Origin of the sequence: Roseivivax jejudonensis (assembly GCF_900172265.1) — a bacterium.
Lineage (GTDB): Bacteria > Pseudomonadota > Alphaproteobacteria > Rhodobacterales > Rhodobacteraceae > Roseivivax > Roseivivax jejudonensis.
On sequence record NZ_FWFK01000001.1, the window covers coordinates 993,573 to 1,013,427 of the forward strand.

Annotated in this window: 19 protein-coding genes; 7 read left to right on the top strand and 12 right to left on the bottom strand. The window is 70.0% G+C overall.

Annotation, left to right across the window (positions count from 1 at the left end):
- Positions 1–169: 169 nt before the first annotated feature.
- On the top strand, positions 170–832 hold the full coding sequence (locus ROJ8625_RS04865) for a potassium channel family protein (protein ID WP_085790688.1): 663 nt from the start codon (positions 170–172) through the stop codon (positions 830–832).
- 5 nt (positions 833–837) lie between these two features.
- Positions 838–2,187, top strand: a complete 1,350-nt coding sequence (locus tag ROJ8625_RS04870; protein ID WP_085790689.1) for a TrkH family potassium uptake protein — start codon at positions 838–840, stop codon at positions 2,185–2,187.
- A 117-nt stretch (positions 2,188–2,304) separates the two neighbouring features.
- Here the strand turns inward: ROJ8625_RS04870 and ROJ8625_RS04875 are convergent, their stop codons facing one another.
- The 10 genes from ROJ8625_RS04875 to mdoH all read right to left on the bottom strand — a co-directional run bounded on the left by ROJ8625_RS04875 (position 2,305) and on the right by mdoH (position 14,253).
- A complete protein-coding gene (locus ROJ8625_RS04875; RefSeq protein ID WP_085790690.1) occupies positions 2,305–3,444 on the bottom strand; it encodes a lytic murein transglycosylase in 1,140 nt (379 codons plus the stop codon).
- Between the two features lie 42 nt (positions 3,445–3,486).
- Positions 3,487–4,239, bottom strand: coding sequence for a 4'-phosphopantetheinyl transferase family protein (locus ROJ8625_RS04880; protein ID WP_085790691.1), 753 nt, complete (start codon positions 4,237–4,239; stop codon positions 3,487–3,489).
- Positions 4,224–5,624, bottom strand: coding sequence for an alkaline phosphatase D family protein (locus ROJ8625_RS04885; RefSeq protein WP_085790692.1), 1,401 nt, complete (start codon positions 5,622–5,624; stop codon positions 4,224–4,226). The genes ROJ8625_RS04880 and ROJ8625_RS04885 overlap by 16 nt, the downstream gene beginning before the upstream one ends.
- Before the next feature lie 219 nt (positions 5,625–5,843).
- Entirely contained in the window at positions 5,844–6,917 is a 1,074-nt protein-coding gene (locus ROJ8625_RS04890; protein ID WP_085790693.1) for an FAD-binding oxidoreductase, read from the bottom strand.
- Positions 6,918–6,954: 37 nt separating this feature from the next.
- On the bottom strand, positions 6,955–8,190 hold the full coding sequence (locus ROJ8625_RS04895; RefSeq protein ID WP_085790694.1) for an aromatic ring-hydroxylating oxygenase subunit alpha: 1,236 nt from the start codon (positions 8,188–8,190) through the stop codon (positions 6,955–6,957).
- Between the two features lie 162 nt (positions 8,191–8,352).
- Positions 8,353–9,006: an ATP-binding cassette domain-containing protein gene (locus tag ROJ8625_RS04900; RefSeq protein ID WP_085790695.1), complete on the bottom strand. Its 654-nt coding sequence runs from the start codon at positions 9,004–9,006 to the stop codon at positions 8,353–8,355.
- A complete protein-coding gene (locus ROJ8625_RS04905) occupies positions 9,003–10,643 on the bottom strand; it encodes an ABC transporter permease (protein ID WP_085790801.1) in 1,641 nt (546 codons plus the stop codon). The genes ROJ8625_RS04900 and ROJ8625_RS04905 overlap by 4 nt, the downstream gene beginning before the upstream one ends.
- A gap of 63 nt (positions 10,644–10,706) precedes the next feature.
- On the bottom strand, positions 10,707–11,909 hold the full coding sequence (locus tag ROJ8625_RS04910) for an ABC transporter substrate-binding protein (RefSeq protein WP_085790696.1): 1,203 nt from the start codon (positions 11,907–11,909) through the stop codon (positions 10,707–10,709).
- Between the two features lie 2 nt (positions 11,910–11,911).
- Positions 11,912–12,526: a CDP-alcohol phosphatidyltransferase family protein gene (locus tag ROJ8625_RS04915; RefSeq protein WP_085790697.1), complete on the bottom strand. Its 615-nt coding sequence runs from the start codon at positions 12,524–12,526 to the stop codon at positions 11,912–11,914.
- A gap of 113 nt (positions 12,527–12,639) precedes the next feature.
- Positions 12,640–14,253: a glucans biosynthesis glucosyltransferase MdoH gene (gene mdoH / locus ROJ8625_RS04920; RefSeq protein ID WP_159456724.1), complete on the bottom strand. Its 1,614-nt coding sequence runs from the start codon at positions 14,251–14,253 to the stop codon at positions 12,640–12,642.
- A gap of 323 nt (positions 14,254–14,576) precedes the next feature.
- Between mdoH and ROJ8625_RS04925 the strand changes: the two genes are divergently transcribed.
- Positions 14,577–15,572 carry a lysylphosphatidylglycerol synthase transmembrane domain-containing protein gene (locus ROJ8625_RS04925; protein WP_085790699.1) on the top strand — a complete coding sequence of 332 codons (996 nt, stop codon included), beginning with the start codon at positions 14,577–14,579 and terminating at the stop codon, positions 15,570–15,572.
- Here ROJ8625_RS04925 and ROJ8625_RS04930 read toward each other — a convergent pair.
- A complete protein-coding gene (locus tag ROJ8625_RS04930) occupies positions 15,569–16,135 on the bottom strand; it encodes an HD domain-containing protein (protein ID WP_085790700.1) in 567 nt (188 codons plus the stop codon). The two genes, ROJ8625_RS04925 and ROJ8625_RS04930, sit on opposite strands and share 4 nt — an antisense overlap.
- Before the next feature lie 100 nt (positions 16,136–16,235).
- On the opposite strand from ROJ8625_RS04930, the gene ROJ8625_RS04935 reads away from it, so the two are divergent.
- The 4 genes from ROJ8625_RS04935 to ROJ8625_RS04950 all read left to right on the top strand — a co-directional run bounded on the left by ROJ8625_RS04935 (position 16,236) and on the right by ROJ8625_RS04950 (position 19,390).
- A complete protein-coding gene (locus ROJ8625_RS04935) occupies positions 16,236–16,679 on the top strand; it encodes a MarR family winged helix-turn-helix transcriptional regulator (protein WP_085790701.1) in 444 nt (147 codons plus the stop codon).
- Positions 16,680–16,752: 73 nt separating this feature from the next.
- Entirely contained in the window at positions 16,753–17,391 is a 639-nt protein-coding gene (locus ROJ8625_RS04940; RefSeq protein ID WP_085790702.1) for a DUF1523 family protein, read from the top strand.
- 114 nt (positions 17,392–17,505) lie between these two features.
- Positions 17,506–17,937 (top strand): hypothetical protein, encoded by a 432-nt coding sequence (locus ROJ8625_RS04945; protein WP_085790703.1) that lies wholly within the window; start codon positions 17,506–17,508, stop codon positions 17,935–17,937.
- Between the two features lie 55 nt (positions 17,938–17,992).
- Positions 17,993–19,390, top strand: coding sequence for a hypothetical protein (locus tag ROJ8625_RS04950; protein ID WP_085790704.1), 1,398 nt, complete (start codon positions 17,993–17,995; stop codon positions 19,388–19,390).
- A gap of 76 nt (positions 19,391–19,466) precedes the next feature.
- On the opposite strand, the gene trxA is transcribed toward ROJ8625_RS04950, so the two are convergent.
- A complete protein-coding gene (trxA, locus tag ROJ8625_RS04955; protein WP_085790705.1) occupies positions 19,467–19,787 on the bottom strand; it encodes a thioredoxin in 321 nt (106 codons plus the stop codon).
- Positions 19,788–19,855: the final 68 nt, after the last annotated feature.

Genomic DNA, 19,855 nt, shown 5'->3' on the forward strand with positions numbered 1-19,855 from the left:
CCTCCCGCGCCGTGTCGGCGGCGCCGTCTGCGCCGGGCGACGGCGCAACAATCTTGCAAACGTGAAACACGAAAGCGCGGAGCTCTGCAACAGCAAGCTCCGCATGCCCGCGCTTGCCGCCGCGGCCCGCCGGATTACCTCCCCGTCGTCTGAACGAGAGGACACCGCCATGGCGGAGAAGGCACGCACCTTCGGGGTGATCGGGCTTGGAAACTTCGGCTCCACCGTCGCCCGCGAGCTCACCCGCTTCGGCAACGAGGTCGTCGGAATCGATATCAACAAGGACCGGGTCACCGCCCACGCGGACGAGATCGCGGAGGCGATGATCGTCGATGCGCGCGACGACAAGGCGGTCAAGGAGGCCGGCCTCGGCGACTGCGACGTCGCGCTGATCGCCATGGGCTCCGACCTCGAGGCCTCGATCCTTGCCGCGATGAACGTCAAGCTCGCGGGCGTCGAGACCGTCTGGGCCAAGGCCCGCACCAAGACCCATCACCGCATCCTGTCACGCATCGGCGTGGACCGCATCGTCCATCCCGAGGTCGAGGTCGGCCAGCACGTCGCGCAGGTCCTGCACAACCCGCTCATCAGAGACTATATCAGCCTCGGCAACGGCTTCTACGTCGTGAACTTCCGTATCCCCGAAAGCCTCGAGGGCAAGACGCTCGACGATCTGCCGCACAAGTCGGACTACAACCTGCGCTGCGTCGGCGTCATGCGCGGGACGGAGTTCATCGGCATGGACGGCCAGGGCTGCAAGTTCCAGAGCGACGATCTGCTTCTTCTGCTCGGCAAGCGCGGCGATCTGCGCGCCTTCGCCGCCAGCCTCTGACCGGCATGGCGTTCATCGGCATCCGCGCGGGCCTGCGCCGCCGCGTGCTGAAGCTCTCGCCACCGGCGCTCTTGGCGAGCTTCTACCTCGTGGTCGTGCTCACCGGCGGCGTCCTCCTGATGACGCCGTGGGCCCAGACCGGTGCGGTCGGGCCGCTCGACGCGCTTTTCACCTCGACCTCGGCGGTCACGGTGACCGGGCTCACCGTCGTCGACACCGGCACGGACTTCACGCTCTTCGGCCAGGCCGTGCTGCTGGTGCTGATGCAGCTGGGCGGGCTCGGACTGGTGACCTTCGCGGTCTTCGTGCTGGCCTCGCTCGGGGTGCCCGTGGGCCTGGGCCAGCGACTGATGCTGCGCGAGGACCTCAACCAGAGCTCGATCGGCGATCTGCTGCAGCTGGTGAAGACGCTCTTCTCGGTCGCGCTTGGCTGCGAGCTGGCGGGGGCGGTGCTGCTCGCCTTCGTTTTCGTCCCCGATCACGGCTGGGCCGAGGGGCTCTGGGCCGCGCTCTTCCACGCCGTGTCGGCGTTCAACAATGCCGGGTTCTCGCTCTGGCCCACGAGCCTGATGACCTACGCAGTGAGCCCGATCGTGAACCTCGTCGTGCCGCTGCTTTTCATCACCGGCGGGCTCGGCTTCGTGGTGCTGAACGACCTCTACACGAAGCGGCGCTGGCGCGCGATCACGCTGCACTCCAAGATCATGCTGACCTTCACCCTGGCGCTGATCCTGTGGTCCTGGCCCACCTTCGCCGTGCTGGAATGGACCAACCCGCAGACCCTCGGCGCCTACCCCAACTGGTGGGAACGGGTGACCATCAGCTGGTTCCAGGCGGTGACCCCGCGCACCGCGGGCTTCAACACCATCGTCACCGGCGAGATGGAGGACGCCACGGCGCTGATGACGATGACCCTCATGCTCATCGGCGCCGGCTCCACGTCGACCGCGGGCGGCATCAAGGTGACCACCTTCGCGGTGCTGCTGCTCGGCACCATCGCGTTCTTCCGACGCTCCAGCGAACTGCACCTCTTCGGCCGCTCGCTCGGCGTCGATGAGGTGATGAAGGTCCTCGCCCTCACCGTGGTGTCGATGCTGATCGTGCTGGTGGCGATCTTCGTGGTCTCCACCACCCATGATGGCCCGTTCCTGCGCCTCGTCTTCGAGATCTGTTCGGCCTTCGGCACCGTCGGGCTGACCATGGGCGCCACGCCCGAGCTCGACACGCTCGGCCGCTGCGTGGTGATGGCGGTGATGTTCCTCGGCCGGGTCGGGCCGCTGACGCTCGGCTTCTTCCTCGCCACGCACGCCGCCGCCCGCGTGCGCTACCCGCCGGGCCGAGTCTTCCTCGGCTGAGCGCCGCGCGGCCCGTCACGGCGCGCCGCGGTCGTTCCCTTCATCTTGCCCGGAAACCCCGGGGGCGTGGGGGCAGAGCCCCCACTCCGCCCTCTGCACGCGCGCCGCGGCGCCCGCTCAGCGCAACCGCGCCAGGAGGTCCGTCGACGGCGTGCCCGTGACCGGCAGGCCGGCGCTGCGCTGGTAGGCCGAGATCGCCTCCTCGGTGCGCGAGCCGATCACCCCGTCGGGCGTGCCGGCGTCGAAGCCCCGCGCGCTCAGCCGGCGCTGCAGCAACTGGCGGTCGGCACGCGTCAGGCCGTAGCGGTCGGGCGGGAACCCGCCGCGCAGCGGCCCCGCCCCCGCGATCCGGTCCGACAGGTGCCCCACACCGATCGCGTAGTTCGTCGAGTTGTTGTAGCGCTTGATGACGTCGAAGTTGCGGTAGACCCGGAACCGCGGCCCTCCGGGCTGCGGCGCGATCACGGTCCCGCCCTGTCCCGGATCGGACGCCGTGATCTCCTGGCCCCAGGGCTCACCGCGGCGCCAGCCCGAGGCCGACAGGTACGCCGCCGCCGAGGCCAGCCCGTCGGTCGGATCCTCCGACCAGATGTCGCGCCGCCCGTCGCCGCGGAAATCCACGGCGTAGGACTGGTAGGTGGTCGGGATGAACTGGGTGTGCCCCATCGCCCCCGCCCAGGATCCCACGAGCCGCGGTGCGCTGGTGTCGCCCCGCGCGAGGATCCGCAGCGCCGCGAGCAGCTGGCTTTCGAAGAACGCGCCGCGGCGCCCGTCATAGGCCAGCGTCGAAGTCGCCGACACGACCGGAATGTCGCCGCGCCGCGTGCCGTAATTGCTCTCCATCCCCCAGACCGCGGCGACGACCTCGGCCGGCACGCCGTAGCGCGCCTCGATCTCGGACAGAAGGCCCGCCTGCGCCCGCGCGCGCCGGCGCCCCTCCGCCACCTTCTCCTCGTTGGCGACGATGGCGAGGTAATCCTCGAGCGTGCGGGTGAATTCGGTCTGCGCCCGGTCGCGCTCCACCACGCCCGGCAGGTAGCCCGCCGTGCCGAAGCCCGCGGCCAGCGCCGCCTCCGGAATGCCCGCATCGCGCGCCCGCGGGCGGAACGCCGCGACCCACGCATCCCAGCCGGGGTTCGCCACCGGCTGCAGCGCCGGATCCGCCGCCGGCAGACCCGGCCGCGCGCCCGGCCCGCCGCACGCGCTCAGGAATGCCGCCCCGCCCGCGAGCGTGATCCATCGTCTCGAAACCTGCATGATCGTCTCCGTCGCCTGCTGCCTCGGCCCGAGTGTGCGGGCCTACGGGCGCGCCCGCAAGCCGCCTCGGCGCCCGCCCTCGGCAAGCCACGTCAGCACGCGGCCCTCCGCCGATCGCCAGTGCACGGCAAAGCGCCGCCCGGCCGCGTACCCGGCGCCGAGATCCCGTCGCAGGACCAGATCGACCTCCGCCGCGCCGGGCGTGCCCACCGCCGCCGCGTCGTAGCCGAAGACCTCCCGCACATCCGGGAACAGCGCCTTGTAGAGCGATTCCTTGGCCGAGAACCCCAGAGTCGCGTCATGCGCCGTGACGAGCCGTTCGCGCTCGGCCGCGTCCAGTGTCTCCTCGCGCAGCGCCTCCAGGGCCGCGCCTTCCGCCACGGGCTCGAGATCGACGCCGACGCGCGCGTGGTGCGTCGACAGCGCGGCCACCGCGGTCCCGTCGGCGTGGCTGATCGACCCCGCGAGGGCCTCGGGCCAGAGCGGCATGCCGGTCGTGTCGGCGCCGATGTCCCGCCATTGGAGCCCGAGTTGCGCCAGCGCACCGCGCGCCGCGATCCGTCCCGAGAGATAGTCCAGCCGCCGCCCGGCCACCGCGCGCGCCAGCCGGGCCGGCCGCGCCACCCCGAACGTGTCGAAGGCCGCCTCGTCGAAGGCCGCGACCGACAGGTCCACCCGGACCAGCACGAGCCCGTCCGCTGCCGGCACCCGCCACAGCCCGCGCACGAGCCCCGCGCCGTCGCCCCCGAGCGTCGCCGCGATGTCGAGCGGCGAACCGGTCAGACCGTCAGCCAAGGCGTGTCGCCGCTGTCTTCGAGGCTCCACGCCGCGCGCCACTCCGCGCCCGCGCGCGCCAGCGTCAGGTAGTTGCGCTCGGCGGTGTAGTTGTAGCGCTGCCCCGGCAGCGGCCGGATCCGGATCGGGTGATCGGGGATCGGCGCCTCGCCCAGCCGCGCCAGCGTCCCGAGCGCCAGCGCCCAGAGCTTGGGCGGGGCCCGATGGGTGATGCCCGACGCCACCAGCTGGTGCATCGGCGTCGCATCCGCCCGCAACTCCGCCCGCATCGCCAGGTGGATCTCGCCCGACAGCGCCACCACCCGATGTCCGGCCGCCTCGAGGTCCAGCACGGCGCGCAGCATGCGCGTCCATTCCCCGCGATGGGCGTAGCTTTGCCACTGGTCGCGCAGATCGTCCTCGTAGCGCTCCATCCTCCGCGTCAGCCGCATCGCCCGCTCGATCAGCGACAGGCGCGGCCCCAGCAGCGGCACCGAGGAGACAATTACCACCCGCTCGGCCGGATCGCTGCAGGCGCGCTCGAACGCGGCCCACCCCTCCGGCCCCATGACCCGCGTGCGCGTGCGCTCCGAGCGCAGGTCCGGCGCGACGATGCTGACCCCCGGCAGGTCCCGGCGCCAGCCGAGCGACCGGCCCGACGGATCGAGGAACAGCGCCGGCACGTCCGCCGCGACGGCCGCGTGCTGGTAGAGCAGGAACGCCTCGCGTGCGGCGGCGAACAGCGTCTGCCCCACCGCCGTCTCCTCGACCGCGCCGAGCGAGCCCCAGCCGTCGCAGATGTCGTGGTCGTCCCACATCATCAGCGACGGCACCTCCGCGGCCAGCGGGCCGAACCCCGGCGCCGCGTACGTGGCGGCATAGCGCTCGAAGAACCGCTCCCGCAGGTGCCGCGCGAGATCCTCCATCGCCGCAGGGTCGGCGGCGTCCGGCACCGCGTCCGGCCAGCCCTCGCTCAGCCGGTGCCCCAGCGTCGCCTCGTCGGCATAGACCTGGTCGCCCCCGTGCAGGAGCACGTGATACGGCGACGCCGCATGCGCCTCGGCCAGCCGCCGCCACATCACGTTGCGCTCGTCCGGCGCGCGATCGAGGTCGCCGTGCTCCTCGCCGTTGCACGACACGAACCCGAGACGGACATCGCCGTAATCGGTCGCCACAACGTGGCGCGCCCCGTCGAAGCGGTAGCCCGGCCGCCCCCCGGTCGGCAGCGTGAAATCGTGCCGCCAGAGCGTGAACCCCCCGACATCCATCAGCGCCCGCGCCGGTGCCACACCCGTATCGGTCTCCAGTGTGCCGGCCGGCTCCCCGGTCGGACGGCACGAAAGCGCGGCGAGGTCGACATGCGCGTCATGCACCGCGCGCAGGAACAGGATCGGGCCGAATATCACCGGGAACGCCCTCCGAGGCTTGGTCCGGGCTCTGCGGTCGCCCGGCGGGACGAGGGGTATCTAGCGCTGGCGGCGTCCGCCCTCAACCGCGGCGGAGCGTCACCGCCCCGGCCGGGCGCGCCGGGGTGGCCGGCCCCTTCTTCTTGGCGCGAAATACTCCGGGGAGCGCGAGGGGCGGCGCCCCTCGCTCCGTCCGCCTCCGCCCACGCGACAGCCTGGTCAGACCTCGACCTCGACGGTCCCGATCGGGCGCGAGCAGCAGGCGAGGATGTAGCCCTCGGCGATATCCTCTTCGCTGATGCCGCCGTTGTGGACCATGTGCACCTCGCCCGCGCGCTTGCGGATCTTGCAGGTGCCGCACAGCCCGAACGTGCAGCCCGACGGGATGTTGAGGCCCGCGCCCCGCGCCACGCCCAGCACCGTGTCGGTCTCGAAGCAATCGGCGGTGACGCCGGCACGCGAGAACACGACCGATGCGGTCGCGGTCTCGTCGGGCACCACGTCGTCGAACTCGGTGAGCTCGGCGCGGCTCTCGGCCGGCGCGGCAAAGCTCTCCTGGTGGTAGCGCTCCATGTCGTAGCCGAGCGCGATGAGCATCTCGCGCACGCCCTCCATGAAGCTCTCGGGCCCGCAGCAATAGACCTCGCGGTCGAGGTAGTCCGGCACCATCAGGCCCAGCATCAGCGAGGTCAGCCGCCCGCGATACCCCGTCCAGACGGTGTAGGGGTCGTCGCGGCCGACGACGAAGTGCAGCTTCAGCCCCGACACCCGGCTCGCCATGTATTCGAGCTTCTGGCGGAAGATGATGTTGTTGGGCGAGCGCGCGCAGTGGATGAACGCGATGTCGGGATCCTCTCCGCGTTCCCACAGGAACGAGGCCATCGACATCATCGGCGTCACCCCCGAGCCGCCAGAGATGAACAGGTAGCGCCCGTCGGGCTGCGGCGGCAGATGGAAATGCCCCGCCGGGCCGTAGGCGCGGATGCGCATGCCCGGGCGCAGGTGGTCGATCATCCAGCGCACCGCGACGCTGTCGGGCTGCGCCTTCACCGTCACCGTGATGAACGCCGATGTCGCCGGGGACGACGAGATGGTGAACGTGCGCTGCACGTTGCCGCCCGGCACCGGCAGGTCCAGCGTCACGAACTGCCCGGCGCGGAAATGGAATCGCGCGCCCGAGGGCGGCCGCAGGGCGAATGTCATCACATCCGGCGCCTCGGGCACGGTCGCGACGCATTCGAGCGCCTCGCTGTCCTGCCAGAGCGGCGCGTCCTCGCGCGGCATCGGGATCATCGCGTCCCTCCCCGTGGTCTGTCCGTGTCGTCCAGGCTCACTCGGCGGCCATCATGGCCCGGCCGGTCAGCCGCTCCTGCAGCGTCCGCGCGTACCAGTCGACGAACTGGATCACGCCCGCTTCGTGCTGGGGCGAGTAGGGGCCGGGCTCGTAGGCGGGCGAGGCGACGCCGCGCTGGTTCTCCTCGACGATGGCGCGATCCTCGTCGTTGGTGTGGGTCCAGACCTCGGTCAGCCGGTCGAGGTCGTAGTCCACGCCCTCGACCGCGTCGCGGTGCACCAGCCAGGTGGTCGTCACCTCGGTCTCGGTGGCCGAGATCGGGCTCATGCGGAACACGAGGCCCTGGTCCGACAGGAAGTGGTTCCAGCTCGAGGGGTAGTGGTAGGCGAGGCACGATCCCGCGTCGTCGAACGGCACGCGGCCCACGCGGCGCGACACCGCCGGCTTGCCGTCCATCGTGTACGAGCAGGCGGTCCCGAGGAACGGGATCCGGATGAAGCGCCACTGCGCGTCCGGCGCCGCGAGGAAGCGCGACGGCATCCCGGCCTCCTCGCATTTCGCGATGTGATTGCGCAGTACCGGCGCCTGGTCCGCGGGGTTCGTGCCGAACACCTTGGGATCCTCCGGGAAGGTGCGGCAGAGCGATGGATGGCTTCCCGCGCAGTGATAGCACTCGCGGTTGTTCTCCATCACCAGTTTCCAGTTTCCGCGCTCCACGATCGTCGACTGGTGAGCGACCTTGCACTCCGACAGGCCGTGCGGCCCGGCATAGGCCGCCGCGGCCTCGGCGAACGGGCGGATGTCCGGCGGCGTCTCGGCCAGGCAGATCAGGATCAGCCCGCCGGTCTCCTCGCAGTGCACCGGCTTCAGGCCGTGCTGCGACGCGTCGAAATCCGGGCCCATGTCGCGCGCCCAGAGCAGCCGGCCATCGAGCTCGTAGGTCCACTGGTGATAGGGACAGACAAGCTTGGGATTCGTGCCCTTGGCGGCCGAACAGATGCGGCTGCCGCGATGGCGGCAGGAATTGTGGAACGCACGGGCCACGCCGTCGGCGCCGCGCACCACGATCACCGAGTAGGCGCCGATCTGGCGGGTGACGTAATTCCCGGTCTTCGGAAGCTCGGCGCTCACCGCCGTCATCAGCCAGTCGCGGTACCAGATCCGGGCCATGTCGACCTCGAAGAGACCGGGATCTGTGTAGAAGTCGCGCGCCAGCGAATATCCGGGGCGGCGCTGCAGGAGAAGGGAGAGAACGTCGGCGTCGCGAAGCATGTTCGCACCTTTCGAGGCGGTGATCGTGCCCCTCCTTTGGACATGCGCTCCCTCCCATGCTGAGCCAAAAGCGTCATTTTCTGACGCGGCTGAGACATGGTGCGGAATCCAGTCGTGGCGCGGCCCGATGACGGCGTCGGGATGCCTCCGAAACGGGCAACGTCAGGAGGCCGACGGGCGCCACGCCTCCATCTCGAAGACCGGACCGCCCGCCGCGCGCGCATCCTCGGCGTCGTGGGTGACCATCAGGACGGGCAGCGCCCGCGCCCGCGCCCGGTCGAAGACGAGCCCGCGGATCTGCGCGCGCAGCGCCGCATCGAGCCCCGAGAACGCCTCGTCGAGGAGAAGCGCGCGCGGCTCGGACAGCAGCATCCGCACGAGCGACACCCGCGCCTTCTGGCCGCCCGACAGGGTGGCGGGATCGCGTGCCTCGAACTCCGAGAGCCCGACATCGGCCAACGCCTCGGACACGCGCGCGGCGCGGTCGGCGCGGCTGCCGCCGGGAGCAAGGCCGAAGGCCGCGTTCTCACCGACCGACAGGTGCGGGAACAGCAGGTCGTCCTGGAACAGGATGCCCAGCCGTCTCTGGTGCGCGGGTCGGTCGGTCACGTCCTCGCCGTTCAGGATGATCCGGCCCATACCGGCGAAGCCCCGGGGCAACGTGCCGGTCAGGAACGCGAGGAGCGTCGACTTGCCGACCCCCGATGGGCCCATCACCGTCAGCACGTCGCCCGGCGGAACCGTCGCGTCCACCTCGATCAGCGGCACGCCATCCTTGAGGATGCACACACCGTCGAGCCTCAGTCCCTCGCTCATGCCAGTCCTCGCCGATTGCGGAACAGCCACGCCGGCAAAAGCAGCGCCAGCGCGAACGGCAGGATCACCGCCCCCGTCTGGGCAAGGCCGTACACGCCGATCGCCCGCCGGTCGCCGCCCGATGCCAGCGCGACCGCCTCCGTCGTCAGTGTCTCGACCCGGCCGCCGCCGACGATGAGCGTCGGCAGGTACTGTCCCACGCTGACCGCCATGCCCACCGCCGCCGCGGTCAGGATGGGCCGCAGCAGCATCGGCAGCCGCACCCGCCACAGCACCCCGCCCGGCGCCGTGCCGAGCGCCGCCGCGACGGTGGCGAACCGCGGCTCCCACGCGCGCCACGGATCGCCGAGCGACAGGAACACGTAGGGCAGGACGAACACGACATGCGCGAGGATCACCGGGCCGAGACCGCTCTTCAGCCCGAGGGTCAGCAACAGGGTCTGCAGCCCCGGCAGAAACGCCGTCTGCGGTACGAGAAGCGGCAGGTAGATCAGCCACAGCCCGCGCGGCGACAGCGCGCGCCGGCGTCGGTGTTCGGCCTCGAGACACCCGATCACCAGAGCGAGCGCGATGGCCGTGGCGACGGCGGCGATCAACGCCGTGTCCGCCATCGTCGCGCCGCCTGTCGCGGCGAAGCGCGACCATGCCCGGCCCGACACTCCCGACGGGAGCGGATCCGGAAAGCTCCAGAAACCCGCGACGCTCCAGATCGCGAGGGTCAAAAGCCCCAGCAACACGACGAGGGCCGAGCCCCCCGCGGCGATCAGCGCCAGCGGTCGCAGGCCCGCATCCGCCGCCGCGTTGCGCCGTCCCGAGACGATCCAGCGCCGACCGAGCGCGGCAACGGCGAACTCGCCCGCCCGCCAGACCGCGAGAGCCGCCGCGACGAGCGCCAGCTGCAACAGCGCCGCCGCCGCGGCCGTGAGCCGCATTGCGAGGTCTGGATCGCTCATCAGTCGCACGATCTGCACCGACAGGGTCGGCGGCGTCGACGGCCCGAGGATCAGCGCCACATCCACGACCGACATCGCATAGGCGAGGACGACGTAGACCGGCAGCCGGATCTGCGCGTAGACCGCCGGAAACACTGCCTTCAGCCACCCTGTCGTGCGGCCATGGCCCAGCGCGGCGGCCACGCGCATCCGCCGGCCCGCGTCGACCTGCCCGAGCGCGGCAAGCGCCATCAGCAGGAGAAACGGCATCTCCTTGACCGTCAGTCCCGCCGCCAGCGCGAGACCCCAGGGATCCTGTGTCAGTGCGACGTCGGGCGGACGGTCCCACCCCGTCGCCCATGGCGACAGCAGCCGCGCCAGCCACCCCGACGGCGCGATCAGAAAGGCGAGTCCGAAGGCCGTCGCTGCGTGCGGTACCGACAAGAGCGGCGACAGCAACCGTTCGAGCACGCGGAACGCCCGCGTGCCCGACCAACCGGCCAGGAACAACGTGACGATGCCGAGCGCGGCGAGGGTCGAGAGAAAGCCGGTCGTCACCGACAGACGCGCCGCGGCCACAACGCCCGGCCAGTCCGCCAGATCACGAAACGGCGCGAGCGACGGTGTCGTCAGCCCGGCGGCCGGAAAAACACCGAATGCCGGCAGCACCGTTCCGGCAAGGCCCGCCGCCACCGGGCCGAGCATCGCCAGGAGCGTCAGCGCCGGCAGCAGGCGCAACCCGAGCGGCAGGCGGCTTGGCGGCACGCCCTACTGGCCGGCGCCGTAGCGCTCTGCCCAGGTGTCGGCGATGCGCGTCATCCACGAAGGATGCGGCTCCGGCTGGACGTCGCCAAGCTCCTGCGGAGACAGGGTCGCGATGCCGAGGTCCAGGTTTTCGAACCCGGTGCGGTGCTCTTCGGGCAGTTCCGCGACGTCGAGGACCGTGCCGTAGCCCAGGACGTCGGGATCCTGCGCGCGCACCTGCGCGTCCGGCGACATCAGGAAGTTCGCGACGACCATGGCCCCCGCCTTCGAGCCTGAATTGTAGGGGATCGCCACGAAGCTTGCGTTGCCCAGCGTGCCATCCTCCAGCACGAAGGTCCGCACCGTGTCGGGAAGGCGGAAATCGGCGATCGCGGTCGAGGCCTCGCCCGGGCTGAACGAGATCGCGAGGTCGATCTCGTCATCGGCCATGAGAGCCAGCTGGTCCGGCCCGCTTTGCGGGTAGGCGCGACCCGAGCGCCAGAGGTGCGGCGTCAGGGCATCGAGATAGGCCCACAGCGGCTCGACCACCGCCTCGTAGTCGGCCTCGTCCGCCGGCTGCATCAGCGTCTCGCTGTCGTCCGTCAACTCGATCAGGATCTGCTTCAGGAACGTGGTGCCGAGGAAATCCGGCGGCTGCGGATAGGTGAAGCGTCCGGGATTGGCCTCGGCCCAATCGAGGATCGCCTCTGCGGTCGGGAGCGGCTCGGGCAGGTCTTCGGTATCGTGCATGAACACAACCTGCGCCATCGCCCATGGCGCCTCGTAGCCCTCTGTGGGCACGGTGAAATCGGTTTGGACCGTCTTGCCGTCGACGTCCACGTACTGCCAGTTCGGAAGGTCTTCGGCGAAGGGCCCGAACAGCAGATCCTGCTGCTTCATCGACGCGAAGTTCGGGCCGTTGATCCAGATGAGGTCGACCGCGCCGTCGTCGTCCTCGCCCGCTTGCCGCTCGGACAGAACGCGCGTTACCGCGTCGGCGGTATCGGCGAGCTTCACGTGCTCGAGCGTCACGCCGTGGCGCGACGCCACCTCGTTCCCGACCCATGCGATGAAGTCGTTGGTCGCCGTCGATCCGCCCCACGCGTGCCAGTACACCGTCTGTCCGTCGGCCTCGTCCAGAACGGCCTCCCAGTCGGCGGGATCGACCTGCGCCGCCGCGAGGCCCGGTGCGGCGATCAGAAGGGCGGTCAGGGCGGATCGGATCATGGTCACTCCTCGGATCGAAAGGCGGCGCGCGCACCCCAGAGGCGCAGCGCGCCGGAGGCGAAGCATAGCGTTCCGAACGCCCACGCCAATTGCGGAAAGTAGCCGGGCAGAATGCACAGAAGGACGAAGAACAGGATGGTTTCAGTCCCCTCGAGCAGCCCGTTCGAATAGTAGAGGGATTTGACGCCCTGTGCCGCGGTCCGCAGATCGTGCCGTTCGGCCAGGATGGCGTAGCCCAGAAAGCTCGCGCCGTTGAAGTAGAACGACCAGAGCAGGAACGCTCCGGCCACGGCATTCGCGCCCGGATCGACAAGGACGAACCCGAACGGCACGGCCCCGTAGAACAGGAAATCGCTGACGATATCGAGGTAACCGCCATAGTCGGAGGGTCGCGTGGCACGCGCCACCGCCCCGTCGAGTCCGTCGGCCAGCCGCGACAATATCAGCAACACGAGCGCAAGCGCGAAGGCGCCCAATGCGACCGCAACCGCACACGCGAGACCGAGACAGAGACCGGCGAGCGTCACCATGTCCGGGGTCGCGCCCGTGCGCGCCAGCCATCGCCCGGCCGTGTTGAGCGGCGGATCGATCAGTCGGCGGGCGGCGGCGTCGAGCATGCGCGTGGATCTCTGTTGCGGAATGCCGCCGAGAATGCACGCGCCGCGATCCGCGGCAATCGGGCCCACGCGAACGTGACGGAGATGTCACGCCCAGCGCGGGCCGGCAGGGATCAGGCGCGCGCCATCAGGCACGCGCAAGGCGCCTCCATGAAGCGGATGAAGAGCGGCGCGAAGACCAGCGGAAGCGCGACCGGCAGGACCCAGACGACCGCGCTCGGGTTCGTCGCTGCGACCAGCGCGATGATGCCTGTACCCGCCAGCGCCTCCAGCCCGCCGGTCGGCAGTCGGAGCGACGCGCCGCCCGGGCGCTTCCAGCCGCAGTCACGCCCCGCGAACACCTGGGCCACGTCGACGACGTGGTTCACCATCACGATCGGCGCAAGGATCGACGACAGTACCGTCTCGAGCGCCGCGGCGCGCAGCACCACGCCCTTTGTGCGCAGGCCGCGCGCCTGCCGCATCAGGCGCGCCACGCCGCAGAGCTTCGGCGCCGCCAGAAGCGTCGCGACCGCCAGCAGCATCCAGCCCGCCGCCATCGGCACGGCGCCGGTCGCCAGCAGCAACAAAGTCGCAAGCCAGAGCGGCGCGGACAGGTATCCCATGACTCCAACGGCCATGTGCAGCCGTGACAACGGGTGCAGCCCCGGCGCCGCGATCAGGCGAAGGTGCTGGAGATTGCCCTGACACCAGCGGCGGTCGCGCTTGTGATACTCCGCAAGCGTCTGCGGCCCGTCTTCGGCCGATGCGCGCGTGTCGGCGTCGATCTCGATCCGCCACCCGGCGCGGCGCATCCATGCCGCCTCGACGAAGTCGTGGCTGAGCACGTCGCCGCCGAACGGTGCCACGCCCGACAGCTTGGGCAGCGGCACGGCGTCACGAAACGCGCGCACGCGGATCAGCGCGTTGTGCCCCCAGTAGTTGCCGGCATCGCCCGTCCAGGCCGAGAACCCCTGCAGGAAGGTCGGGCCCATGATCCGCTGCGCGCTGCGCTGAAGCTGGCCGAACCGGGTTTCAGCCGGCAAAAGACGCATGCCCGACTGCAGAAGACCGGTCGACGGCGACCGCTCCATCCGGTGGATCAGGTGGCGGATCCGGCGCGCGCTCATGCGGCTGTCCGCGTCGAGCGGCAGCATGAAGTCGTAGTCGCCGCCCCAGCGGTCGAGCCAATCGGAGATGTTACCGGGCTTGCGGCCGACATTTTCCTGACGGCGGCGGTAGGTGATCGCGCCGCTGCCGATCAGCGGAGCGAGTGCCTCTGCCTCGGCTTTCGCCTTGTCGTCGCGGGTGTCCGAGATCACGAAGATGTCGACGAAGCGATCCAGCCCTGCGCGCTGCAGGTCCGCCGCCAGTTCCGCCAACATCGCGGCAGGTCCACGCGGCGGCTCTCCGCACAGCGTGAGCAGGATCGCCGTGCGCGAACTGGGCTGCCAGTCGGGCATTGGCCGCGGCGCCCGCGGCGCCGGAAAGATCAGCCCGACGACGGCGGTGGCCGCGCCAAGCGACAGCGTCAGCGTCGTGAGCGTGATGAGCGCCATGGCGACCACCGCCCAAACGGTCCACGTGCCGATCGTCAGCACGTAGCCGGCCATGATGAGGCCGGTCAGGGCGGCCGTCAGCGCGATGACGGTCCAGAGCGGGCGCCGGTCGGTCGGCGCCGTGCCGGGCTGCGGTCGCGTCACGACCTCGGCCGGGGCGAAGCGGCTTTGCGGAATGTGGGCAGTCACTTGGGTCCTCGTGGCGGCAGCCAATCAATTCGGGTTCGGAGGCCAATGCTGCTGCGCGGCACAGGTTCACGCCCGCGAATACGACCTGTGGCTTTCCGCCGATCACGGACGCGCGATTGCGCGGGAAATCGCCGTCACCCCCTAGGACGCCGCGTCACGCCGCGATAGACGCGCGTCCGGGACGGTGCGACACGTCGCTCCGGACCGCCGACGCGGCGTTGCCGAGCAGGACGCCCCGGCCCATATCAACACGCGTGTCCGGGCCGGTTCCTTCGGGAGCCCGAGCCGCGGGCCCGACACGAAACAAACGAGGGCCCGACGACATGGCATGGCCTGTGCGCCTCACGCGCACGCAAATGCGATTGGCGCAGATCGCGGTGACCCTGACGCTGCTGGCCGTGCTGTGGCGCGCGGTCGACGGTCAGGAGGCGCTGCGCATTCTCGCGCGCGCCGATATCGGCTGGCTCGCGGCCGCATGGCTGGCGATCAGCGCGCAGACGATCTTTTCGGCGCTGCGCTGGAAGATCACCGCCAGCCAGCTGGGCCAGCGCTTTTCGTTCGGCAAGGCGGTGTCCGAGTACTACCTCGCCCAGATCGTGAACCAGTCATTGCCGGGTGGCATGGTCGGCGACGCCGGTCGGGCGGTCCGGGCCCGCCATCAGGCCGGGCTTCTCCGCGCGAGCCAGGCGGTGGTGTTCGAACGCCTTGGCGGGCAGGCCGTGGTCTTCGCGACCATGTGCGCGACCTTCGTCATCACCTTCGTGTTGCCCGGCGGGCTCACCTGGCCGTTCTGGCTGCGCTCGATCCTCGTGCCGGTGATGCTCGGCGGGCTCTGCGTTCCGCTCGTGTTCTGGCTGACCGGGCTGTTGCCCGGGCCGCAGCGACGTGCGCTGGACGACCTGTGGTACGCGATCTCGGCCTCGATCCTCGCGCCGCGCGTTCTGCCGTGGCAGATCGTGCTGAGCCTCGCGACCACGGCGTGCAACCTCGCGGCGTTCGCGTTCTGCGCGCGCGCGACCGGCACCGACCTGTCGCTCGTGGCGATCTGCGGACTGGTGCCGCCGATCCTGCTGACGATGCTGATTCCGGTGTCGATCTCGGGGTGGGGCCTGCGCGAGGGCGCGGCGGCCGCGCTGTTTCCGGTCGCCGGCTTCTCGGCTTCGGCGGGGCTGGCGGCATCGGTCGCCTTCGGGCTGGTATTCATCGCCGCCGTCGTGCCGGGGGTCGTTCCGATCTTGCGCCGCCGGTCGCACCGTGGTCCGAGCAAGAGCGGCCGATCCGAGGCGCGAAGCGGCGCCAGCGCCAAGACGCGGGCCTAGCGCATTCGTTCGCGCGTCGCCTCGTCGGCCAGCGCGCGCAACGCACGGAGCAAACGCGTCGTGTCGGTGCGGTGGCGCGCGTAATCGAGATTGAACGCGTAATCGAAATCCTCGGGGTTCCGACCCGCGACGTGCTGCAGCACGGTCTCGATCTTGTCGAGCCCCTTGGCCATCCGCGCCTCTGCGGTCTCGCCGGCCTCGTACTCGTCGTGCAGGGCCATTAGTCCCGCGCGCAGATCCTCCGGCAGGCTCGACGCCAGGGTCGCGAAATCCGCCCGCTCGCGCGCCGCGCGGCCGTCATCGGCGTGCTGTTCGGGCGCGGGCACGTCGCCCGACATCGCCTCGCCGAGATCGTGGACGAGACAGAGCTTCAGCACCTGCAGCAGATTTGCGTCCATGTCGCGCTCCAGAAGCAGCGCGAGGAGGCAGAGCCGCCATGTGTGATCCGCCACGCTTTCGCGCCGTCCAGCGGTGGTGTGGCCGCTACGCAGCGTATCCTTGAGCCCGGCGGCGTCCTGCAGGAAGGCGACGATCGCGGGCAGTCTGTCGGGTGCGGTGTTCATGGCCGACGCCTATCACAGCCCGGGAGGCCCGTCGCGACGCAATCGCGCGTTGATCGGCATGAGTCTTGCGAGGTGTCCGGGCGGCGTCTATTCGAGAGATATGACCGAGAACCAGACGGATCCGGCCCTCGACGAACTCCTGTGCTTCGATCTCTACGCGGCACAGCACGCCTTCGGGCGGCTCTACAAGCCGCTTCTGGCGCCGCTCGAGCTGACCTATCCGCAATACCTCGTGATGCGCACGCTCTGGGCGAACGGGGCGCAAAGCGTGGGCGAGATCGGCCGTCGCCTGAAGCTCGAGACCAACACCGTGACGCCGCTTCTGAAGCGGCTCGAGACACAGGGCCGGGTGATGCGGGTGCGTGACCCGGCCGACGAGCGGCGCGTGCTCGTATCCCTGACCGACGACGGCGCGGCGCTCGAGGCGGACGCCCGGCACGTGCCCGACCGCATCTTCGCGGCCACCGGGCTGGATCGCGGCGAGGCGCTCGAACTGCAGGCCCGTCTGCGAAAGCTGGTCGCCCGGATCGACGCGACCGGGTAGGCGCCGGGCGCACCGCCCTTTCCGCGCGACGCCATCTCGACTATTTCGAGGCGAGCGGTGCGAGGAGGCGGCGATGCGATACCTGAAGTGGACGGCGATCATCCTGTTCTGGGCACTGGTCCTCGGCTTCCTGCATTACACGCTGCCCCGCAACGACGTGGCGCGCATCACCGACACCTACGAACGCCGCATCGACTTCGGCGCCAACCGCTGGTTCTGGACCGGCGCCGACGGCACCGACACCGCCGTGAACAACCGCGATGTCTTCTTCGTGCAGACGCGGCGCGCCGATGGCGACGTGATGGTCTATCGCAACGAGGATACCGGCTGGGGGTGGCCACCCTACTTCAAGTTCGACAGCGCGAACGTCCAGGCGATCGCGTCGGACCTCCGCTCGACCGCCGATGACCCGACATGGGTCGCAGTCACGCACTACGGCTGGCGCATCGAGTTCCTGTCGGTCTTCCCGAACGCGATGTCGCTGCGCGTGGTCGACGGGCCGGACGTTCGCGTGATCCCGTGGAAGGCGATCGTGATCCTTGTCATCCTGCTGGCCGTCGTGTGGGCCATCACGGTGCGGGTGCTCCGGTTTCGCCGCAACCGCATCGACCCGATGCTGGAGGATGTCGGCGACAGCTTCGAGAGCGCGGGAGACGGCCTCTCGCGCCGCAGGCGCCGGTTCACGCGATGGTGGCGCGGCGGCGACGGCTGAGGCCGCGGCCACAGTTTCGCCACGCTGCGCCACATTCAAATCCGATTCGATCCGTATCCTCGCCGGCAAGGATGACGCCCGGTCCACGGGCGCGGCCTCACGGAGAGCTACGGTATGCTGACGGCACTGACGACAATCGGTGCGGCGTTTGCCAGCGGTCTTGCGCTCGGCACTCTGCCCCCCGGCATGATCGACGAGGACATTGCCGCGGACGACACCGCGGAGACCGACACCGGACCCGAGATCGTCCTGCCGCTCGCCGGCACCGAAGAGCCCTGCTTCGACGACTTCCGCCCCGGCAGCGACACCCTCGTGATCGTCTATCCGTCGGGCACACCGCCGCCGGACGCCAGCGCGCTCCGCCTCAGCTATGATCCGGACTACGACGAGACCGAGGTCCGCCTCGCGACCGAGACGGGTGCGCGGCTGGTGTGCTATCTTCCCGGGGTGACGCCCGAAGAGATCGATCCGGCAGGCATCGAGTTCCTGTCTGACCGCGACGCCGCGGCAGAGTTGACGGCACGAGAGGCGCCACAACACCTGTAACCGACGACGGCGCCGCAGCGGCGCCGTAGGCAATCGAGAGGACCGCTCCGGCGCGATGCCGAATATCCTGGCCACCCTCGCGCTGGTCGCATGGCCGCTGCTGACGCTGATCCTGTTTCAGCGGCTGTCGGCCTCGCGCGCCATGATCCTGTCGCTGGTCATGGGCTATATGTTTTTGCCCGAACCGCCGGCCGGGTTCGACTTTCCGCTGCTGCCGGCGCTCGACAAGCACAACCTTCCGGCCTTCTCGGCGCTCGTCGCGCTGTTCTGGACACGCGGCGCGCCGCAGCCGCTCCTGCCCGAGAGCGCGCTGGCCCGCCTGCTGGTTCTGGTCTTTGTGTTCTCGCCGATCTTCACCGTCATGGGCAATGCCGAGCCGCTGACCTTCGGGGCATCGATGATTCCGGGGCTCGGCCTGAAGGACATGATAACGCTGCCGATCGGGCAGGCCCTGATCCTCGTGCCGTTCCTTCTCGCGCGGCGGCTTCTGGCCTCGGAAGCCGCGCAGATCGAGCTTTTGCGGACGCTTGTGATCGGCGGCATGGTCTACTCGCTCCTGATGCTGGTCGAGATCCGGTTGTCGCCGCAGCTCAACAACTGGATCTACGGCTTCTACCAGCATTCGTTCGGTCAGACCGTACGCTTCGGGGGCTACCGGCCGATGGTGTTCCTCTACCACGGGCTCTGGACCGCATTCTTCTGCCTGATGGCACTGAGTTCGGCGGCCGCGCTGTTCCGGATCGGCGCACCCGATCGCCGTCCGGCTTACGCCATCGCCGCGCTCTGGCTTGGCGGGGTGCTGCTGCTGGCCAAGTCGCTTGGCGCGCTCGTTCTCGGGGCCGCGCTCGTGCCGCTGATCCTGATCTTCGGCCCGGTCATTCAGATCAACGTGGCGCTCGTTGTCGCGGTGCTCGCCCTCGGATACCCGATGATGAAGGGCGTGGGCCTCGTGCCCGAGGAGAAGATCCTTGCCCAGGCCGAGGCGATCGATCCCGACCGCGCGCAATCAATCGGTTTCCGCTTCGATCAGGAGGCGCAGCTTCTCGACCGGGCGGACTACAAGCCGCTGTTCGGCTGGGGGACGTGGGGCCGCAATCACCGCCACGACGCCTATACCGGAGAGATCGAGACGGTCGCCGACGGGCGCTGGATCATCACAATCGGGGTCTACGGCTGGGTCGGCTTTCTGGCGGAGTTCGGGCTGCTGGCGCTGCCGATCCTGCTGTTGTGGCGTGAAACCGCCATGCGCGGCGATGGCGCCGCCGCACGCTGCATCGCGCCGCTGACGCTGATCCTCGCGTTCAACCTGTTCGACATGCTGCCGAACGCGACGCTCACGCCGCTCACCTGGATGATCGCCGGGGCGCTGACAGGCTATGCCGAGAAACTGCGCGCCGATCGCGGCACGGCGCGGTCCGGGCATCCCACCCTGTCGTGGAAGCCGATCCTCTGACCGGGGTCGTCGAACGCAAACCGGCGCGCCGCGGATCCGCGGCGCGCCGGCGCATCGTCACCCGGAAACGGGTCGATCAGATCGATTCGTCGATCCAGCCCTTCAGCGCCGCCTTGGGCGCCGCGCCAGCACGGTTCGAAACGACCTGGCCATCCTTGAAGATGAACAGCGCCGGGATGCCCCGCACGCCCATCGCCGCCGCGGTGTCGGGGTTCTGATCGACATCGACCTTCGCGACCTTGATCTTGCCGTCGTATTCGGCGGCGAGTTCCTCGAGCGCGGGGCCGATCTGCTTGCACGGGCCGCACCATTCGGCCCAGAAATCGACGACGACGGGCACGTCGGCGTTCTTCACTTCGTCGTCGAAAGTTGCGTCGGTGACGGCAACGGTGGACATGGCAGCTCTCCTGATCCTCTGAGGGGACATGAGTCGGCGGCTCGCCCGCCGGCATCGTCGGGCGGCAA

Bases quoted from the DNA above. Each gene is read 5' to 3' on its own strand.
- ROJ8625_RS04865 (WP_085790688.1), top strand. From the start codon at position 170: ATGGCGGAGAAGGCACGCACCTTCGGGGTGATCGGGCTTGGAAACTTC.
- ROJ8625_RS04870 (WP_085790689.1), top strand. From the start codon at position 838: ATGGCGTTCATCGGCATCCGCGCGGGCCTGCGCCGCCGCGTGCTGAAG.
- ROJ8625_RS04875 (WP_085790690.1), bottom strand. From the start codon at position 3,444: ATGCAGGTTTCGAGACGATGGATCACGCTCGCGGGCGGGGCGGCATTC.
- ROJ8625_RS04890 (WP_085790693.1), bottom strand. From the start codon at position 6,917: ATGATCCCGATGCCGCGCGAGGACGCGCCGCTCTGGCAGGACAGCGAG.
- ROJ8625_RS04895 (WP_085790694.1), bottom strand. From the start codon at position 8,190: ATGCTTCGCGACGCCGACGTTCTCTCCCTTCTCCTGCAGCGCCGCCCC.
- ROJ8625_RS04900 (WP_085790695.1), bottom strand. From the start codon at position 9,006: ATGAGCGAGGGACTGAGGCTCGACGGTGTGTGCATCCTCAAGGATGGC.
- ROJ8625_RS04905 (WP_085790801.1), bottom strand. From the start codon at position 10,643: ATGCTCGGCCCGGTGGCGGCGGGCCTTGCCGGAACGGTGCTGCCGGCA.
- ROJ8625_RS04910 (WP_085790696.1), bottom strand. From the start codon at position 11,909: ATGATCCGATCCGCCCTGACCGCCCTTCTGATCGCCGCACCGGGCCTC.
- ROJ8625_RS04915 (WP_085790697.1), bottom strand. From the start codon at position 12,526: ATGCTCGACGCCGCCGCCCGCCGACTGATCGATCCGCCGCTCAACACG.
- ROJ8625_RS04925 (WP_085790699.1), top strand. From the start codon at position 14,577: ATGGCATGGCCTGTGCGCCTCACGCGCACGCAAATGCGATTGGCGCAG.
- ROJ8625_RS04930 (WP_085790700.1), bottom strand. From the start codon at position 16,135: ATGAACACCGCACCCGACAGACTGCCCGCGATCGTCGCCTTCCTGCAG.
- ROJ8625_RS04935 (WP_085790701.1), top strand. From the start codon at position 16,236: ATGACCGAGAACCAGACGGATCCGGCCCTCGACGAACTCCTGTGCTTC.
- ROJ8625_RS04940 (WP_085790702.1), top strand. From the start codon at position 16,753: ATGCGATACCTGAAGTGGACGGCGATCATCCTGTTCTGGGCACTGGTC.
- ROJ8625_RS04945 (WP_085790703.1), top strand. From the start codon at position 17,506: ATGCTGACGGCACTGACGACAATCGGTGCGGCGTTTGCCAGCGGTCTT.
- ROJ8625_RS04950 (WP_085790704.1), top strand. From the start codon at position 17,993: ATGCCGAATATCCTGGCCACCCTCGCGCTGGTCGCATGGCCGCTGCTG.
- trxA (WP_085790705.1), bottom strand. From the start codon at position 19,787: ATGTCCACCGTTGCCGTCACCGACGCAACTTTCGACGACGAAGTGAAG.